This is a genomic window from Haloarcula vallismortis ATCC 29715, from assembly GCF_000337775.1.
Taxonomy (GTDB): domain Archaea; phylum Halobacteriota; class Halobacteria; order Halobacteriales; family Haloarculaceae; genus Haloarcula; species Haloarcula vallismortis.
Genome location: NZ_AOLQ01000004.1, coordinates 269,162 through 285,034, shown reverse-complemented (window position 1 = coordinate 285,034; position 15,873 = coordinate 269,162). Strand labels below are relative to the sequence as shown.

Sequence of the window (15,873 nt, the reverse complement as noted above, 5' to 3'; positions counted from 1 at the left end):
TGGAATTGTTCACAACCGGGATCTTGAGAACGACGCTTACAGCGCCGTCAACCTGACCAGCTATCTCCAAATACTTCTTGCCGGTACTGTGGTCTTCGTCGACGTAGATCTCGTCCGTCTCGAAGCTGCCGACGTCCCAGCTGCCAAGGAACGGTTCCTCGATGTGGTCTTGTTCTACGTACTCTCGAAGGTTTTCTACGAAGTTTTCAGGGTAGTTGTCGCTGTTTTTGCCTGGAGGCCAGATGTTTCCGGCTCCGTCCTGCTTGTATGGACCAGTTCCGATAAATTGGTTCACCTAACCAACAATTGGTGAACCCTGATTTTTATAGGTACAGCTCAGAAATATAGTACACGTTCATTTTCGAAGATATCTGTCTTTCTTGAAAAAGTCAGCCATTCTCTCTTTTTCTCTCCTACCGTTTATCTTTACTGTAAAGTAGGTCTTTGTTCCTTTAGACATGAAACTCTCTTTCTCTTCTTTATCAATAATCTCATATATATCACCTGTTAACTTATCTTCTATCTTATCCCCAACCTGAATATTTGTCTTCCTCATTTCAACTCAACCCAGCCAGCTATGCCGTTCACGATGGGAAATCACATCATCATTCGGCTTCAGATACAGAGCATACAGCTTGCCATCCCTCTCAGTCTCATACTCTACAATCCGATAGCTCTCATACCGCGAGGCAGTTCCAGGACCAATCACATCATGCTCAGGAGCATCCATATCATTCACATAGTCCTTTGCAAGAGATTTCAAGAAACTCCTATCCTCAGCCGTCTGCTCGAAGACATACTTATCTCCATTAAATGTACGGGTCTGAGGAAGATCAAATCCACTCTGGTACTCAGCCATATATCAAACTTCTCACTGTTATTTTTAAAACTAACACAGCACCCGGTCAACGCCTCGACCCCAGCCACTGCAGCACGCTGAAAACAAAACGCAACACAGACTCCAACACCCGAAAAAAGAAGACAAAAAAGGAGGCGACCAACGCCGCCAGAAACCCCCAACAACACCTCTCAACACTAACCAAGAAACTCACCCAGCTCCTGCTGACCCTGAGACTCAATCCACTCCCGAGCAGCCTCCCAGATCCTATCCATACAACCAGGATCATCAGACTCCCCTTTCCGATACGACGGATTCTGGCAAAGCGTCCGGCCAATATTCACAAAATAATCAACTCTAAACTCCTCATCATCCTTCAACTTCCTACCACACGCCGAACACTCCGGATTATAATACGTCACCACCAGTCACCTCATTAGATCGTCTGGACTACACCAGGTTTCGGACGGTAAAGCTCGCCGTCGTGAATCAACTCGCTGATTTTCTTGTCCACTTTGCCCTGATCCACATCCAGGTTGTCGATGATATCCTGTTCCTCTACCAAGGTGTCTTCGTGCTCATCAATGTAGTCCTTGATACGGTGGCCGAGATTCAAAGTGTCCTTAGTGTCCTGAGTATTTTCGTAGTTTCGTAACACGTCGCGCGCACACACGCGTAGATTCTCGAAAAAGTAAGGACAGTCAGGACGGGGGTTGTCATCGAAGACGAAATCTCTGAACTCATCCGAAAACTGGATGAACTTGTAAACACGAGTCCGGTCGTCATCTTCCCCCATCTGCCTGGTACGTCCTTCCTGGACGTAGTACGGCGAGTCATTCTTCAGCTTCCGAGTTATCTTGGTTTTCGACGGTGCTTTGGAGCTGAAGTGCTCGCAGTACTTGTTGATGAGGAACACCAGGTCGTCTTTAGCGATGAAATCGTACTGGTAGTCACTGATATTGTTCTGGTGCGGGTCTTCCTCGAGTTCCCGGACGTCCTGCTGAGTCATTCCCTGTTCGAGGCAGATCTCGATGAACTGGTCGAGAGGATTACTGTAGCTTTTCCAGAGTGTCCTGGTGGCTTCGGCATCGGTCTTGTAGGTGAACCCTCCCTGTTCTTTCATCTTCTCCAACCGCGAAACTGCTTCGTTGAGAAGCCCCATGATTTCTGAGTCCTGCGTCAGTTCCTCCATCAGTTCTTTTTTGCTTTTCTGCTGCTTGTGGTTCTCCTTAACCGGGTTCTCCACGAACTTGTACGGGAAGTTGATGATCTCCCAGCGCCGGTAGAATCCGTCGGTGGAGTCGTTGCTTTCAGGTATTTCGTTGCAGGCGAATACCGGTGTGGCGAAGTTTTTGAACTCGAAGTGTTCTCCGCCTTTGATTTCAGCTCGTACTTCGTTGCCTCCGGTCAGTGATTTCAGTGTGGATCCGGTTTCGAGTTTTGTGTTCGGCAGGTCGTCGTTGAATACTGCCAGTTTCCGGTACAGGCTTTGTGTTGCGAAGCGCCCGGATTCGAGTTGCTGAAGCTGTTCTTCTTTGTAGTTGTTTTCAGACAGTACTTTTTTCCACAGCTTGAGTAGGACTGATTTCCCGTTTCGCCCGGATCCGTACAGTATGAGTGCGTGTGCGTATGGGTAGTCGGCTAACAGGCTGTATCCGATTGTTTCAAGGATTTTCTCCTTGTCTACCTCGTTTTCTACTACTTCTTCGAGGAACTGCTTGATACGTGGGCATTCTGCCTCTGGATCGTAAGTCCAAGGTATGATGTGGGTAAATCGGTCGTCGGGGCTGTGTTCTTCGAGTTCTCCGGTTTCAAGGTTGTAAGCGCCGTTGAGGAATGGGATTTTGTATTTGCATGGTTGGAAGTCTTTCTTGTGTTTAGAGATGTATGACCGGGTTTTGATGGTGTCGACGACGCGTGAGGCACGTGCTGGTTCAAATTCTTTGACGAGGCGGTCGTTACATTCTTCTCTGATGATTCGTTCAGCTTTGTCCTGCCAGTAGTTTTCGAGGTAGACGTAGAATTTCTCTGTTTCCTCGACGTAGACGAACTCGTATTGTTCTTCTATTTCGTTGGCGAGGTAGTTTGGACGGAATTTTCGCTGGCCTTGGACCTGTTCAAAATACCGTGCAGGTCCTGATGGTTTTTCTCGGCCTGTTTCCATTCAGTATTTCTCCTCGATTAGTTCGAGTACTTCTTTGTAGGTTTTGAGCGGCAGTTTCTTGGATTCTCCTTCTGGTGGATGGTTTTCTGGGTCTCCTATTTCGTGTTTCCTGGCGATGTGCCACATTGCTCTGACCGGGACCGGGTCGTCTTCTGGGATGTATCCGTTTTCTTTGGCGTGTTTCCAGGCTACCCAGATTGCTTCGTCGTTGCCTTTGACTTCGGATGGTCCGGCGCTGCTTCCGGTGTGAGGTGTTCCTGCTTCGAGGCAGGTGAAGAGTCCTGCTTCGACGCAGAGGAATTGCAGTGCGTTGAGTGAGACTGTGTGACGCCAGCAGTGTCCGACTCCTTGGCTGATGCTCCAGTTGGCTCCGGTTGTGGAGTTGTGGATTGGGTGAGGGTCTCTGTCGGTTAGTCCTCGTGATGTTAGATCTGTGATTTCGAGGTCGTAGAGTGCGGAGTGGTCTCCTCCGCTGCTGATCTGTTCTGGCGTGTAGTCTTCTCTGTCGTTTTCTTTGGTGTCCTGTGATTTCCGGTACTGCTTTTCGAATATGTCAGGTAGTTCTTCCAGTGTGACAGGAGCTATTTTCCGTGGTTTGTCTATGGTGTAGTATCCGCGGTCGGGGTCTTCGAGTATCTCTTCTTTCTGTTCTTCCGTGATTTCTCCTTCTTCGACTTTCTCCTCAAGTTCTTCTTCGGTGCATGGTACGTAGCTTCCTGGTGCGACGACGTACTGGTCTGAGCTACGGAGTTCTCCTTTTTCGGTGGGTATGTTTGCTGGAAGTGCTTCGTCTTCGGGGTCTGCCCAGTAGATGGCGTGGGTTCCTGATCTTGACCGGCTCCGGATTTTCAGCGTGGGTTTGAGTTCGTCTTCGATGCTGGGGTCGTCGATGTCGAGTAGGATCAGCCGGTCGTCGGGTTTTCCGGCGATCCCGACGTTTCCCCACTGGTTCTTCAGTCGTTTCTTGGCTTCTGCCGGGGTTAACCTGCTTTGAGGGGCTTTCCAGCTTATTGTGGTGTCAGGTGCTTTTCCTTCTGGTTTGCAGGGGATTAGCCAAGGTGAGTATCCTTCTGGCGCTGTTTCTGCGTCCATCAGGAGATCAATGAATTTCTCGAACTCGCCTATTTTCGGCTCATTCACTTGATCACCACCTTGTCCTGCTCGTTGAATGAGAGTACTATGTTGAATGTCTGTGTGGACTGCATTACGCCGATCCCGAGTTTCCAGAATATTCTTTTGGCCTCTGAGTTGACGGGGAGGATACTGTCGGTGTCTGGTCTGGAAGCTATTTCACCTGTTGACAGGCTTTGTGAGGTTGCTACGGCTGTTTGCAGGTATTTGAGGCCGTCTTCTTCCCGGTATTTTTTCTGTGAGTCTTGTTTGTATCGGACTGCTTGGCTGACTGCTTCTTTGAATGGTTGCTTGTTTTTGAGTTCGATGATCAACGGGTTTGCCAGGACGTGGTTGTAGGAGAGGTTTAGGCCGTCGTGGTGGATTGCTATGTCTCCGAATCCGTTCCCGGTGTCGAACTCGGTTTCTACTTCGGTTATGGCTGCTATTTCTTTCTTATCCCAGTCTTCTGTCTCGTCTGTTTCGGCTTTTGCTCCTGCGCGTTGCAAGCGTCTGTCTTTAAGCCATTTTGCGAGGTGTTTCTTGAGGTCTTCTTCCTTTTCGAACTCTCGGTTTCGTAGGATTCCGTTGTTTTCTTCAGGGTTTTCGCTGAGTCTGTTTGTTTTGATGGTGATTGATTCTGGTGTCAAGGAGAAGTCACCCTTCGTCTTCTTCTGTTTCGGCTTCGTCCTGTTTGGTTTGGTTCCAGAGTGATTCGTATTCTCCTCGTCCTTCTTCTTCCTCCAGGTCCTCTGAGAACTCTGATTGCCAGCTGAGTTCGTCTCCTTCTTCGATGTCGTCGTGTTCTGCTATTTCTGGCGGGATTGTTGTTACGAGTGATCCTCCTTGTTTTCTTGCTGTTGTTTTCAGTTTGACTTTGCCGTGATCTTGTGGAATTTGTATCACCTCTATGGAACTTATGTGTAACTTTTATTTAAATAGTAAAGGGTGTACCTCTTATTATAGTCGTAGAACCGGAGTAACAACACGCCCTATTTCAGCTGTTCTTCCTTCTCGTACAGCTCCAAACCGGCGTCATCACCGAGGTGTATCTCCACGCCGTTAGGACTGTAGTCAGACTCTTTGGTGTATCCGCCGGTGATCTTGATCTTGTCGTTTCGGTAGATGTGGTCGGCCAGTTCCGTGTCTTCGTCCCAGAGTGTGACCCGGGTTTTCCCGGTTTCGTCTTCTACGGTGAGGTTTCGGACTTTTCCTCCGTCGTAGTGGTTGGTGCTGTAGATCTTGGTGACTGTAGCAACCAGCTCGACGTCGTTCATATCCTCTACGAGGTTGTTGACTGTGAGTTCTGGTGGTCCTGGTTCTTCTCCGATGAGATCCTCGAGGTTCAGGTTGTGTTGTCGTGCTACGAGGATGAGTGCGGATTTCTTGGAGATCAGGGGGTGGTATTCTTCGTGTTTGTTGTTGACTTGGTCTCTGATTTCCTCAGCTGTCAGTTGGGTTTGGTTGCGGAGTTTTTGGGCGAGTTGTTCCAGCGTGTAGTCTTCTATAGTGTTCTGGGAGGTGCTGGACTCGGTTTCTGGTTGTGGTTGTTGGCTTCTGGTGGTGCTGGTTTTTAGTCCGATGGTTGGAGCACCTCCTTGAGCTGGTACCAGGCTTCTGCTGCGTCTTGTTCGTCCATTTGAGGCTGGACTGACGTGTTCTCCTCTTCTATCTTGTCGATCAGGTCTGTGAGTGTGTCTGGTGTCCAGGCGGGTAGGAGACGGTCTTTGTCTTCGGTGTAGTAGCTGCATTCGGTGCAGCTGTAGACCTGCATATTGCCTGGGATGTATTCGATTGAGTTGTTGCGGCATTTGGGGCAGAGATGTGCGTCTGGTTCTGGTCTTGTTATTTCGATTGTCGGTTCACCTCTTCAGGTAGCTGTGGAGTCTTTTTCCAGTTTCTACAAGCGCATTCAGTATCAGCCAACCTTGAAATGCGATGACTAATAGTGGAAGCAGCAGTGGTAGTTTCAGGGCGTGTTTTGCGTTTCTGAAGTTGTAGAGGATGTTTTCTTTTATTTCTCTGGTGTTTTTGGCAGCGTAGTGAGGTGGTCCTTCACCGGACTCTTCCCGCATTTTTTGGATGATTTCGTCGATGCTTTCTTCTTCACTCACCTTCAGGATCCACCTCTTCTGGAATGTCTGTTCCGAGTTTTTTCTCGAAGCCTGCTGCTTTTTTTACTGACATCAGAGCTGCCTGAAACCCCATAATCCAGGCCTGAGAAGGTTTGTCGGCTTGGATTTTCCCTGGCTGGATGATTTTGTTCTCCCAGACTTGGTCGATGAGTTTGTCTAGGTCTGCTTTTCGGATGAGTTCGTGGATGTCTGTGCCTTCTACGAAGGTTTTGCCTTGGATCCGGGTTGTGAGTTTGACTCCTCTGTGGGGGTAGTTGATTTCGTATCCGGCGAGGGGTAGCTGGTCGATCTCGTCGCTCATTCCTGGTGTTCACCTCTCTGGATTTTTGTGATAGCCAGTATTCCGAGGTCTCTCAAATCCTTCCAGTGAACGAGTAAGAAGGCTATCACTCCGAGAATTACTGCAATTTCAGGTAGTATTTCTTTCACTTTTCTCACCTCGTGGTGTCTGCACTGGTACTTTCAGCTGTACTCGGTGTAGGAGTTCCCGGTAGAATACTGAGCGGTGCCGAGGCGGCATTCTTTGGATTGCTTTGTCGATCTGGGCTGCTGCGGCCCTGCTGATGCCGCTTTGTTCTGCTGCTTGTGTCCTGTTCGGGTTTTCGAGTTTGGCTTTGAGGTAGTCGCTGATGCGTTCTTTCCTCGTGGACCGGTAGCGTTCCTGGTATGGGAAGTCGTGTTGGTCGAGGATTTCTTCGATGCTGGGTAGTTGTTCTGCTGTTGTCATTCTTCATCACGTTCTAAGTAGTGCTGTGTTGTTTCTTCGAGGGTTGTAGGGAAGATCATGAGATCCGGGTTTTCTTCGAGTGCGGTGTCTATCCGTTCTTCGTGGCTTTCGAGATAGTCCGGAACTTCTGTGAGTGCGTAGAAGATTTCTGGGTCTTCGAGGTCGCTTTCTTGGGTGTAGGCTTTTGCGATGTAGTAGCCGTCGACTTCTCTTCCGTCTACTATTACTGGTGATTCTCACCTCCGTCTTCCTCTTCGACTTCTTTGACTCGTTCACTGCTGAATTTGATTTTGACAGCTTTCTCACCGTCTACAGGTTCCATATCGTAGTAGGCGTCCTCCACGGAGCTGATGCCGAGTTCATCTAGGAGCGAAGCAGAGATATTCAAGATTCCAGCCCAGCGGTCACCGCTGTACGCTGCTTTGTTCTTAGAGAGACGGGAACGGGTGGTGTATCCGTTTCTCCTTAGTCGACTACTGACGGTCTGAATATTAGTGTAGCCGAACTTTTCTCTGATTTCCCCGAGCGTTTTACCTTCTCTCAGTTCTTCCAAGATTTCCTCGATAGAGGCTTTCTCTTGGGTGCCCTCGGAGTGCTGTTTCAGCCCTGCCTCTTCCTTTGCCTCGTTCCACGAACCAAAACGATTGGAGGCAGTTTTAGATGAGTACTGGCCGTGTTCTTCGTACTGTTTTATAGAAGGTGACTCACCGATTTGATCTGCTACCGTCCGAAGATCTCGTAAAAGATCATCGTCCTCGATCTCTCTGTTCTGAACATCTCTGCTGGTTTCGAGTCCTGCCTGCTCTTTGGCCTTGTTCCAGGAACCGAACCTGTTCTGGAATGTATTAGGAGAGTAGCTGCCTTCTTCACGGTACTGTACTGCAGTAGGTGACTCTCCGAGTTCGTCGGTCACCCGTCGCAGGTCCTTCAAGAGTTCTTCGTCGCTGATCTTCTGACTCACTACGGGTTCTCACCTCCGTTCATCAGTTCCTGTACCCGTTCCTCGAAGTCGAATCCGAGTTTTTTGGAGGCGTAGCGCGTGCAGCTGCGGCAAAACCTGTAGTTGTTATCTCGTAGGGTTTCCAGGTCGTTGACCAGCATCTCGTCTTCTTGGCCGCAAAAGGTCCTGACATACCGTATGTAGCTGCCCTCCTTTTTCTCGTAGAGGATCTTCGGGACGTGGATCTTGTACCCGATCTGCGGGTAGCGAATGTCGAGGAGGTCTGTGTCTTTGTCCAGCTCGAACTTCTTGCTGTAGCCTTCAGGTGCTTTTTGAACCTGCTGCATCTACTGCTCACCTCCTTGGATAGATTCCAGTTTTCGTTCAAACTGGATTCCGAGAGGCATCAGGTCATCAAGCTCTTCTCTGATTCTCTCAGCCTCTCCTTCTTCGTGTTGGTATTGTAGAACTGCTTGAGTCAATTCTCCCAGTTCCTCCTGCATACAGAGAAGCAGAGTCTCCAGGTCCTGATCTCCCCACTCTTCGATATTCTGATCCGCCTTCTCAAACCAATCAGTCACCGCTCGTCACCTCCGGTGACTTCTTCAGCTGGGAACTGGTTCTGAAGGTTCTTGTCCCAGGTCTTCAGAAAGTCGTCCATCTCCAACCCGTCTTCCTCGTCCCTCCGGTAGAGTCCCGGGTCTTGACGGTATTCTATCGGCATCCAGTTGTCGGGGTCGGATACGTCGAACCGGACTTCTGGATCACTCATCCTGTCCATCCTCTGCGTGTAGTGCTGTTCAACGGAGAGGACGTTGTCGTAGACTTTCTCGATGCTGAGGTCGTTGAAGGCTTCTCCGCCGTCGTAGCTGTAGGATTCGTTGACCTCCATTTCCTCGATGGACGTGCCTTCCTCCTCCAGAATCTGCTGTACTGCTTCAAGCTTCACTCCTCATCACCTTCCAGCTCTCTAAGCTCTTCCAGTGAAACATCAAGTTCACTTAAAGTGATAGCTTGGCTTTTCAAATTCCCTGATGAAAATAATCCCCCTCTAACAGCGATATTATAAACCGCTAAGTCCAGTTGAGGATAGATATTCAACTGAGCAATTCCTTTCCTATGGTCATCTAGGACTATTTCTATTTCCTCTAATTCAGTCACTGCTGATTTTTCACCTCTGGATTCCAGGGTAGTTGTTCTCCGCTTTCATCGAGCGTTCACGGAGACGGGTTTTGACGCGGTTGTCGAGTGAGTCCTGTTCTGAAGGAGCTGGACTGTCGCCCAGATATGTTACAGATAACTTATCTCTCATCGCTGACCACCTTCCTCGACCTTCTCTATTTTTCCTTCTTCAAGGTCTTCTATAACTTCCTCTACAGGACAGTTAGCTACGTAGCCGTCAATGTAGCTGTAGTTTATGTGCCCCATCTCTTCTTTGAATCGTGCTACAAATCTGTAGCCTTGTGATGTTTTGAACGTGTCTCCGTCTTCCATTCCTAATTCTCGTACCTTCTCGAATTTTTGGCGAGTGCGGTTCGCCACTCCAGTTTCGGATGTGCTTGTTGCACTCATTGTTTATCTCCTATTGAACATATCAGTAACTTAACTTTATATAACCTTCCCTATTGATGATTAAGAATAGAAAAATCAGGGGAGGGTTGTCTGAAGGTTCACTCAGTCCGCTCCGCGTTCCCCCGGTTCACAAGGATCTCCGCGTTGTCCTCCGGCACCTCTGCCGTATCACCTTCATCGAAAGGGCCGTAGACCTCTAAGTCGGTCCCCATGAACTCCGGGCACTCCGTCAGGAACTCCACACGCTCATAACCGTGTCCTGTGTCGGCTTCCCCTTCTTGTTCCTCTTTCTCGGCTTCAATCTCCGCTATATGAGTTTCAGCTGCTTCTTTGGAGTCGAAAGTTTCCCCGCACCGGCAACGGAAGATTTCATCCGATGCAGGAGATGTAACCGTGGATTCTACCTGTTGTAGATCGCCTTTCTGGAAAACCCATTCACGTTCGACGTTCATCTCCTGCTCGGAGACGATTCCATGTAGTTCGTCGTCTACGATGATTCCCACTGCTGGTTTTTCACCTCGGCGTCAATGTCTGGAGAAGGGTTTTGACGTTGGTTTTGAAGGTGTAGAGCAGTTCGTGGTGGTCGGATGCTGCGATTTTCTCAGCTTCTTCTTCGGTGATCCGGCCTTCCTGCAGGTCGTACAGGATTGCTTCGGCCATTTCTCTATCGTGAAGCCTGCAGATTTCTCGTTCGTCGTGCAGCGTGACGATTCGGTAGTCTCCATTCATGTCGTGGACTCTCTGCTGTTTATCTGGGATTCCTTCCTTCAGGGAGCCGTTCACCCATTGGATGGAGAAATTTGTCCAGCAGGGTTCTGAGGCGAGGATTTTGTAGGAGGTAATCGCTTACCACCCCCTAACAAGCTACGAATCCTTCAAGAGAAGAGGCTTCGACAACTACAAAATCGTTGCCGAAAGCAACTGCCTCCTCTCCTTCTCCGGTTCTGTGAAGATTTGAGTCGTATGGGACTCCTTCAACGGTTTTCAATCCGACCGTGTCTTCCTCTCCTGTATCCACGGTTTCGAGCTGTGTTCCGCTCGTCGCCATATACTTCTTTATGGCCTGTTTCTGGGTCTCTGCCTCCACTATATCGCAGTAGTTCAGGCCGTCATCTGCCGTGGTGCGAAATACCGCGAAGTTTGAAGTCACTGGTTATCAGCCTCTGTATTCAGTGATTCGCGGATTTTCTCTTTAGCTTCCTCTTTGTGTTCTTCACACGCGGTGACGTTGTAGTGTTCTGCTTTCAGGCGGTAGTCTGCTGGTTGGTGGCAGGTGCTTTTCATACAGTTGTGCCCTGAACCGATTGTGAGAACCTGTTCTTCGATTTCCATCAGTTAACGGCCTCGTGGGTTGCTTCTGGCAAATCCCAGTCTTCTTTGAAGGCTTTGAGATTTCTGCCGTTCGCTGGGTCGTAATTCGATTTTTTCTGCCTGACGTAGGCTTCAGGGGTGTAGAGCTTGAATGTCGTTGCTCTTCTGACTTCGAGGCCGCCGCTGAGGATTTCTTCTGTGTCGAGACGGTAGGTGCTTCGGTCGGTTTCGACTTTGATTGTTTTTCCGGTGCTTGAGGTTTTGCCTTCTATGATTTTGGGTGTGTGGAATACACCGCTGATGCCTTTGATTAGGCGGATTTTTTCGTTTTCAGGTAGTTCCATAGGTGGTTTTGTCACCTAAAGTTACAGTATTGTTTAATTTTTATAAATATAACCTCCCATATGTAACTTAAGGTGAAAACATTGCAACGAGAGAACAACCACGGTTTTGAACCCGAACTCGGGAAAAACCAGTACGTAGACCAGCACGGACACGTGCGTGACGACGACCTACCTGAAAATCTTGAAAACATCGACCGGGAAAACCCGTTCAACCTGTAAAAAGCCGTGATGTCGCAGTGAGTGCGGAAAAACAACTGCTCAAGGCCACAATCGGGGAACCCGACATAGAAAAAGCAGAGTACGAAATCCGAGAACCCACAGAAGAAGAACTCAACGAAGTAATCCAACACAAGATAGAAGAAGACGGTCTAAGCCACGAAGAAGCGAAGAAACACGTCGAATCCTTCTATTACGCCGTCTTCCCCGACTACATCACCGGATGCCCCGGATACGCCGGAAAAGTACTTGTAGAAATAGGGACAACCGGGCCGGGTTTCCTCTACATCTATACGTGGGACAGAGGAGAAATCCAGCGTAGAAATCAAGCACCAGAGATGAGACAGTGATCTATTATGGATGACGCTGAGAAGACCCTTGACCTTCTGAACAGTATCGACAAACCCCGTGAGTTCCACCAGAAGATGGAGGAATACGGTGAAACAATCGAAGAAGGTGATACGTGAATGTATAGTTTGGAGTGCGACGAACCCCACTACGTCCGGGCCACCTACAACGAAGAAATGGAACAGGTGGAGAGAAGTATCTCTACTGCTGACGGATTAGAACCGTGCGAGAAGTATTACTGGATAAAAAGCGACGACCGAGAAGACGTTCTGGCCGTGGACAACTTTATGGAAGCTGAGAAAATCCTAATCGGCCTCAAAGAAGGTGAATACGAAGACTTTGAACAGGCCGTAGAAGAACACTCAGCAGTAGCTGAGATTCAGGAAAACAGACCTCCATTCTAACCCAATTCATCCTCGATCTCACCGCCGAACTTCTCACTTTTCCTCTTCTCTTCTTCAGTTACGACGTACTTCTGATCCGTGGCCTGACCCGGAAAACCACGCACCGTGTTCTGACGTGGATCACGCCGCCGTCCCGTGATTCGTGTAGAGGTGAACCACTTCTCTGGAACACCTGTGAACCACCCCCTGATTCACGCCGAGTAGAACACCCCTGCATCAAGGATTTCAGAACTCTCCCCACTTCTTCAAATCACCTATACTCAATTCACTGCTGCCGATATTCTCATCCTTCAACGCCTGATCCACGATCTCCTCACCCAGCTCACCAGGCATCTCCATCAGCGTCGTCTTGATAGCATAATACTTCACAACCTGATCCACGCCTTCAACAGCCATCAACACCCACTCCCCCAGCGACGACAAATGATATTCTCTATTATCCTTCACAACAAGATCGGCTTCAATCATCTCATTCACATAATTATGAACAGAAGTCCCTGACACATCCACCTCTTCCTTAATCTCTGTCAAAGACTTCCCCCGGCGAATCCCAGTCAAAACCTTCAGCTTCGCAGGCTTATCCAGCACCGAGAAAATATTCGACAGACGCTCCAACTCCTCCAATTCAGGGTCGTCACTCGGCTCCTCACGGTCAAAGAACTGTACGATAAACTCACTCTCCCTCTCCATATCCTCAGTGACCTCAGGCATCTCTTTTTCTTCCCCGGAGGTACGAGACACCGGAGTTTAATGATTCCCCTGATTCAAAGAATCCTTGAATCCTTTATTACTGGAAAAGTTTTAAGCAGCGGCACCAGCACACATCCTAACGAAGAAAAGAATGGTCAACTACAAACAGAAGCTGAGACCCGGGAAATTCCGGTACATCGCTGACGAGATCGACTCACGGTTCCACACATCCACACCGGACGAGTACAGGAACGCAGCTGTACTCCACAAAATAGCCTCCGAGGAACTGGACTACCACCGCTCAGGGTCAACTGTGGAAAAACCTGAGAAAATGGTGGTCAACAGATCCGGTGACTGCCAGGATCAGACCGTGTTGCTCGGTTCGATGCTGTTAGCCGCCGGACTCGACATCTACATGGTCATCCTCGGCAAGAAAGGAGAAGATCAATGCCACATCCTCCCACTAGTACACCTCCCGGAAACACCGTTGGAAAAAGACACTGACGAAGTCAGGAACACGTACGAAGAACTGTTCGACTCCAGGCCAAGCAAAATCCTCTGGCTGGAAGTCGACAACAAGAAATATTACTTCGCTGACTCGGAGTTCAGCGACCACATCGGAGACGCAGATTTGCTGATGAGGAACTACATTGAAGAAACGAGCAGCGGATGGGAGTTTTACGACAAGGTAGCAGAATTTTTCGTCGATTCCAGCGGCTCCACCATCAGAACCAGTGGAGGAAATAGTTCCCCTGTCAGACCGCGGAATCACTCCGGCGGCAGAGTCGGATTCTTCGACCAGATAGACGCAGCAATCGAACAATTCTGCGAGAACTAACAACGCAAATCCATGACCCGAGAAGAAGTCACAAAACTGCTGGATGAACTGGAGCAGCAAAGCTCCCAGCAGGAAACCACGTTCAGCAACACAACTCAACAAACAAGTACAACCACTGATTGGAGTCAATCCAACTCCTCAAGTTCCAAAACCTCCACGAGGACATCCACCAGCTCCACGATGCAGAAAATCCGGGATGTAGAGGACAAACTGGTGGCTTCAGGTCATGTCGATGAGGAAACAGTCGAGAAAGAGCGTCAAAAACACGATGAAACGATGAGGCGCATCCAGGACTTGAGAGAAAGGATCTGAGAAAACAGGATAATGACTGGACCTCACCCACGTGAACTGGATGACGGCTGGATACCTGACGCCATAGACGCCGTTAAAGAAATCTTCAGTAAAGGTGTCACCCTGGTACGAAACGTACGGCACAAGTACCTGTTAATCAGGGACGGCAGTGCTTCAGTAGTCGACTACGAGGACTTGCCGGACGACAAGAAAGACGAGTACCGGTTCAAAGACAAGGAGGAAAAGCTGAGTCGCAGCGGGAGTGAAGCCTTGGAGAACTCCCGGTACGACACGTACAGCGGTCAAAGCCCGTCGAAGATCGCTGACCGGGCCTCGGACAACCCGTACATCCTCGGGGACATCCTAGATGATCCCGGCTTGGTGGACGCAAGCGGAGAAACAGAGGCAGTGGTCAAGGTAGCTGACCAGAATCCGGGGTGGGCGAAGATCAGTGACGCAGTCGAAGCTCACGGGTTAGACGTCGACGCCGACGGCAACGTATCCAGCACAGGAAGCGAAGCCGGTGGTGACGGCGGTGAAGCCTCTGGTGGTTCGACGAGTGCTGCTGAAGCTGCTTCCGACGCCGCAAGTTTCGACGGCAGTGTCTCCACGGCAGATGCAGGAGACTTGGGGCCTACCGGACCCAGTGGCTACAGCACCGGCGGAAACGGAGGCGGCGACGGCGGTAGTGGTGGAAGCGGTGGTTCTGGATCTGGCGGCGGTGATGGTGGTCTTGGCGGCGACGTCGGAGGTGGAGACCTGTGAGGGACACCATCCAAGAACTGGCTGAAGAGTTCGACCTGGACTTAGAAGGACAGCCTGACGGGTTCACCGACTCGGAAGGCGTCGACGGCATCGAAATGGAGGCACGGGAAGCCGCCGTCATCCAACCCTTCCAACCCGACGAAGGAGTCCTAAAAAACGAGACACACAACTTCGTCCTCGACGACGGCGACCAGCTCTCCATCACGGTGAAGCACCGACCTGAGTGCCCGAGTTGCGGCCACGTCCTCGCTGAAGAAGACGAACCGAACACCCTCGCCGGAGAATGTACGATCTGCAACCAACTGACGTGCCACCGGAACCAGTCCAAATGCGAGGGCTGTAACAAGGTTTTCTGCCCGGAACACGCCTCCGGCCACGGGCTGAAGGACAACTCGTACTGCGAAGACTGCCTCGAAGACGTCGAAGAAGACCTCAGTTTTGAACGCGGAATGGAGGAACGGCAGCAGGAGCACAGTGAAGAAATGGAGAAGCTGGACAAGCGTTTGAAGGAGGAGAAGCAGCGGAAGGAACTGGAGTTGAAGGAGGTCCGGCAGCAGAGGGAGCAGATCAGGAAGGACTGGAACACGGTCATCCAGCTACTGGACAGAGCCGATCAAGACCAGAGCAGTGCTGGAAATGACAGCGACGGAGCCAGCTTCAGAGACGGCGGCGGCTTAACGGACGGTACAGGTTTCGAGGGCAGCGGCGCGTTCACCGAAGGCAAAGAGTACAGCAACAGGAACAACAGCGGTGATGAGCGGCCTGACTGGTTGAAAGACCAGTTCGATAACTAAGAGACAATGGGACTTGACGAACCAGACCTCGACCTCAGCGACCTGGTGAACAGCAACGACGACAACAACAGCGACAGCGGTACCGACGTCGATCTCTCCAACATGACGAAGAAGGAGGCAGCTGAAGAAGTCATCAAACGCGGCCAGATAACCCTGGGAAACAACGAGGCACTGATCAAATGCCCGTGCGACGACCCGGACGAACCACTGGACACGGTCTACATGTGCGCCTTGTCGATGCGTCCGGACCCAGAGGACGGGAAGCAGAAACCGGTGTGCAGCGGCCCGATAGAAGGCTGGAACCTGATGGGGGGAGATTTCCATACCTGGAGAGGTGGAAAAGGAGTCCTCCCGGACTGCCCGTACAGCCCTGACCGGTTCTAAAA

31 protein-coding genes are annotated in these 15,873 nt (G+C 50.2%); 7 read left to right on the top strand and 24 right to left on the bottom strand.

Annotated elements, in window-relative coordinates; translation table 11 throughout:
- The 23 genes from C437_RS01875 to C437_RS01770 form a co-directional block, all read right to left on the bottom strand.
- A partial coding sequence (locus C437_RS01875; RefSeq protein WP_004515173.1) for a hypothetical protein occupies nucleotides 1-295 on the bottom strand: 295 nt, incomplete at its 3' end.
- Between the two features lie 60 nt (nucleotides 296-355).
- Complete coding sequence (locus tag C437_RS01870) at nucleotides 356-556, bottom strand: hypothetical protein (RefSeq protein WP_004515172.1); 201 nt, start codon at nucleotides 554-556, stop codon at nucleotides 356-358.
- 6 nt (nucleotides 557-562) lie between these two features.
- Nucleotides 563-859, bottom strand: coding sequence for a hypothetical protein (locus C437_RS01865; RefSeq protein WP_004515171.1), 297 nt, complete (start codon nucleotides 857-859; stop codon nucleotides 563-565).
- A gap of 415 nt (nucleotides 860-1,274) precedes the next feature.
- Nucleotides 1,275-3,002 carry a DNA primase family protein gene (locus tag C437_RS01860; protein WP_004515169.1) on the bottom strand — a complete coding sequence of 576 codons (1,728 nt, stop codon included), beginning with the start codon at nucleotides 3,000-3,002 and terminating at the stop codon, nucleotides 1,275-1,277.
- Nucleotides 3,003-4,142, bottom strand: a complete 1,140-nt coding sequence (locus C437_RS01855; protein ID WP_004515168.1) for a bifunctional DNA primase/polymerase — start codon at nucleotides 4,140-4,142, stop codon at nucleotides 3,003-3,005.
- Nucleotides 4,139-4,762, bottom strand: coding sequence for a type I restriction endonuclease (locus C437_RS01850; RefSeq protein WP_004515167.1), 624 nt, complete (start codon nucleotides 4,760-4,762; stop codon nucleotides 4,139-4,141). The genes C437_RS01855 and C437_RS01850 overlap by 4 nt, the downstream gene beginning before the upstream one ends.
- 7 nt (nucleotides 4,763-4,769) lie before the next feature.
- Entirely contained in the window at nucleotides 4,770-5,018 is a 249-nt protein-coding gene (locus C437_RS01845; RefSeq protein WP_004515166.1) for an AbrB/MazE/SpoVT family DNA-binding domain-containing protein, read from the bottom strand.
- Nucleotides 5,019-5,104: 86 nt separating this feature from the next.
- Nucleotides 5,105-5,389: an OB-fold nucleic acid binding domain-containing protein gene (locus C437_RS20875; protein ID WP_004515165.1), complete on the bottom strand. Its 285-nt coding sequence runs from the start codon at nucleotides 5,387-5,389 to the stop codon at nucleotides 5,105-5,107.
- 296 nt (nucleotides 5,390-5,685) lie between these two features.
- Complete coding sequence (locus tag C437_RS20870) at nucleotides 5,686-5,886, bottom strand: hypothetical protein (RefSeq protein WP_004515163.1); 201 nt, start codon at nucleotides 5,884-5,886, stop codon at nucleotides 5,686-5,688.
- Nucleotides 5,887-5,974: 88 nt separating this feature from the next.
- Nucleotides 5,975-6,226 carry a hypothetical protein gene (locus C437_RS20045; protein ID WP_139175294.1) on the bottom strand — a complete coding sequence of 84 codons (252 nt, stop codon included), beginning with the start codon at nucleotides 6,224-6,226 and terminating at the stop codon, nucleotides 5,975-5,977.
- On the bottom strand, nucleotides 6,219-6,548 hold the full coding sequence (locus tag C437_RS01825; RefSeq protein ID WP_004515162.1) for a hypothetical protein: 330 nt from the start codon (nucleotides 6,546-6,548) through the stop codon (nucleotides 6,219-6,221). Before C437_RS01825 ends, C437_RS20045 begins: the two co-directional genes overlap by 8 nt.
- A gap of 108 nt (nucleotides 6,549-6,656) precedes the next feature.
- Nucleotides 6,657-6,974 carry a hypothetical protein gene (locus C437_RS20040; protein WP_139175292.1) on the bottom strand — a complete coding sequence of 106 codons (318 nt, stop codon included), beginning with the start codon at nucleotides 6,972-6,974 and terminating at the stop codon, nucleotides 6,657-6,659.
- A 223-nt stretch (nucleotides 6,975-7,197) separates the two neighbouring features.
- On the bottom strand, nucleotides 7,198-7,935 hold the full coding sequence (locus tag C437_RS01815) for a homing endonuclease associated repeat-containing protein (RefSeq protein WP_004515160.1): 738 nt from the start codon (nucleotides 7,933-7,935) through the stop codon (nucleotides 7,198-7,200).
- A complete protein-coding gene (locus tag C437_RS01810; RefSeq protein WP_004515159.1) occupies nucleotides 7,935-8,261 on the bottom strand; it encodes a hypothetical protein in 327 nt (108 codons plus the stop codon). The genes C437_RS01815 and C437_RS01810 overlap by 1 nt, the downstream gene beginning before the upstream one ends.
- On the bottom strand, nucleotides 8,262-8,495 hold the full coding sequence (locus tag C437_RS01805; RefSeq protein WP_004515158.1) for a hypothetical protein: 234 nt from the start codon (nucleotides 8,493-8,495) through the stop codon (nucleotides 8,262-8,264).
- A complete protein-coding gene (locus C437_RS01800; RefSeq protein WP_004515157.1) occupies nucleotides 8,492-8,863 on the bottom strand; it encodes a DUF6908 domain-containing protein in 372 nt (123 codons plus the stop codon). The genes C437_RS01805 and C437_RS01800 overlap by 4 nt, the downstream gene beginning before the upstream one ends.
- On the bottom strand, nucleotides 8,860-9,075 hold the full coding sequence (locus C437_RS20035; protein WP_139175291.1) for a hypothetical protein: 216 nt from the start codon (nucleotides 9,073-9,075) through the stop codon (nucleotides 8,860-8,862). Before C437_RS20035 ends, C437_RS01800 begins: the two co-directional genes overlap by 4 nt.
- 147 nt (nucleotides 9,076-9,222) lie before the next feature.
- Entirely contained in the window at nucleotides 9,223-9,486 is a 264-nt protein-coding gene (locus C437_RS20030; RefSeq protein ID WP_139175290.1) for a hypothetical protein, read from the bottom strand.
- 98 nt (nucleotides 9,487-9,584) lie between these two features.
- Nucleotides 9,585-9,989, bottom strand: coding sequence for a DNA replication complex subunit Gins51 (locus C437_RS01790; protein WP_004515156.1), 405 nt, complete (start codon nucleotides 9,987-9,989; stop codon nucleotides 9,585-9,587).
- A 10-nt stretch (nucleotides 9,990-9,999) separates the two neighbouring features.
- Nucleotides 10,000-10,215, bottom strand: coding sequence for a hypothetical protein (locus C437_RS01785; protein ID WP_004515155.1), 216 nt, complete (start codon nucleotides 10,213-10,215; stop codon nucleotides 10,000-10,002).
- Between the two features lie 127 nt (nucleotides 10,216-10,342).
- Nucleotides 10,343-10,636, bottom strand: a complete 294-nt coding sequence (locus C437_RS01780) for a hypothetical protein (protein WP_004515154.1) — start codon at nucleotides 10,634-10,636, stop codon at nucleotides 10,343-10,345.
- Nucleotides 10,633-10,818, bottom strand: coding sequence for a hypothetical protein (locus C437_RS01775; RefSeq protein ID WP_004515153.1), 186 nt, complete (start codon nucleotides 10,816-10,818; stop codon nucleotides 10,633-10,635). Before C437_RS01775 ends, C437_RS01780 begins: the two co-directional genes overlap by 4 nt.
- On the bottom strand, nucleotides 10,818-11,156 hold the full coding sequence (locus C437_RS01770; RefSeq protein ID WP_139175288.1) for a hypothetical protein: 339 nt from the start codon (nucleotides 11,154-11,156) through the stop codon (nucleotides 10,818-10,820). Before C437_RS01770 ends, C437_RS01775 begins: the two co-directional genes overlap by 1 nt.
- 221 nt (nucleotides 11,157-11,377) lie before the next feature.
- On the opposite strand from C437_RS01770, the gene C437_RS01765 reads away from it, so the two are divergent.
- Together C437_RS01765 and C437_RS01760 are read left to right on the top strand one after the other, a co-directional pair.
- The gene (locus C437_RS01765) at nucleotides 11,378-11,707 is read left to right on the top strand and encodes a hypothetical protein (RefSeq protein WP_004515151.1); all 330 of its coding nucleotides are present in this window, start codon (nucleotides 11,378-11,380) and stop codon (nucleotides 11,705-11,707) included.
- Nucleotides 11,708-11,833: 126 nt separating this feature from the next.
- A complete protein-coding gene (locus tag C437_RS01760; RefSeq protein WP_139175286.1) occupies nucleotides 11,834-12,109 on the top strand; it encodes a hypothetical protein in 276 nt (91 codons plus the stop codon).
- Between the two features lie 225 nt (nucleotides 12,110-12,334).
- On the opposite strand, the gene C437_RS01755 is transcribed toward C437_RS01760, so the two are convergent.
- Nucleotides 12,335-12,820 (bottom strand): winged helix DNA-binding protein, encoded by a 486-nt coding sequence (locus tag C437_RS01755; RefSeq protein WP_004515149.1) that lies wholly within the window; start codon nucleotides 12,818-12,820, stop codon nucleotides 12,335-12,337.
- Between the two features lie 130 nt (nucleotides 12,821-12,950).
- On the opposite strand from C437_RS01755, the gene C437_RS01750 reads away from it, so the two are divergent.
- From C437_RS01750 to C437_RS01730, 5 genes are read left to right on the top strand one after another with little or no spacing between them, the layout of a single operon-like run.
- On the top strand, nucleotides 12,951-13,637 hold the full coding sequence (locus C437_RS01750) for a hypothetical protein (protein ID WP_004515148.1): 687 nt from the start codon (nucleotides 12,951-12,953) through the stop codon (nucleotides 13,635-13,637).
- A gap of 12 nt (nucleotides 13,638-13,649) precedes the next feature.
- On the top strand, nucleotides 13,650-13,949 hold the full coding sequence (locus tag C437_RS20025; RefSeq protein WP_004515147.1) for a hypothetical protein: 300 nt from the start codon (nucleotides 13,650-13,652) through the stop codon (nucleotides 13,947-13,949).
- Between the two features lie 12 nt (nucleotides 13,950-13,961).
- Nucleotides 13,962-14,693 (top strand): hypothetical protein, encoded by a 732-nt coding sequence (locus C437_RS20300; RefSeq protein ID WP_004515146.1) that lies wholly within the window; start codon nucleotides 13,962-13,964, stop codon nucleotides 14,691-14,693.
- Complete coding sequence (locus C437_RS01735) at nucleotides 14,690-15,487, top strand: hypothetical protein (protein ID WP_004515145.1); 798 nt, start codon at nucleotides 14,690-14,692, stop codon at nucleotides 15,485-15,487. The genes C437_RS20300 and C437_RS01735 overlap by 4 nt, the downstream gene beginning before the upstream one ends.
- A 6-nt stretch (nucleotides 15,488-15,493) precedes the next feature.
- Complete coding sequence (locus C437_RS01730) at nucleotides 15,494-15,871, top strand: hypothetical protein (RefSeq protein WP_004515144.1); 378 nt, start codon at nucleotides 15,494-15,496, stop codon at nucleotides 15,869-15,871.
- The last annotated feature ends 2 nt before the right edge of the window (nucleotides 15,872-15,873 follow it).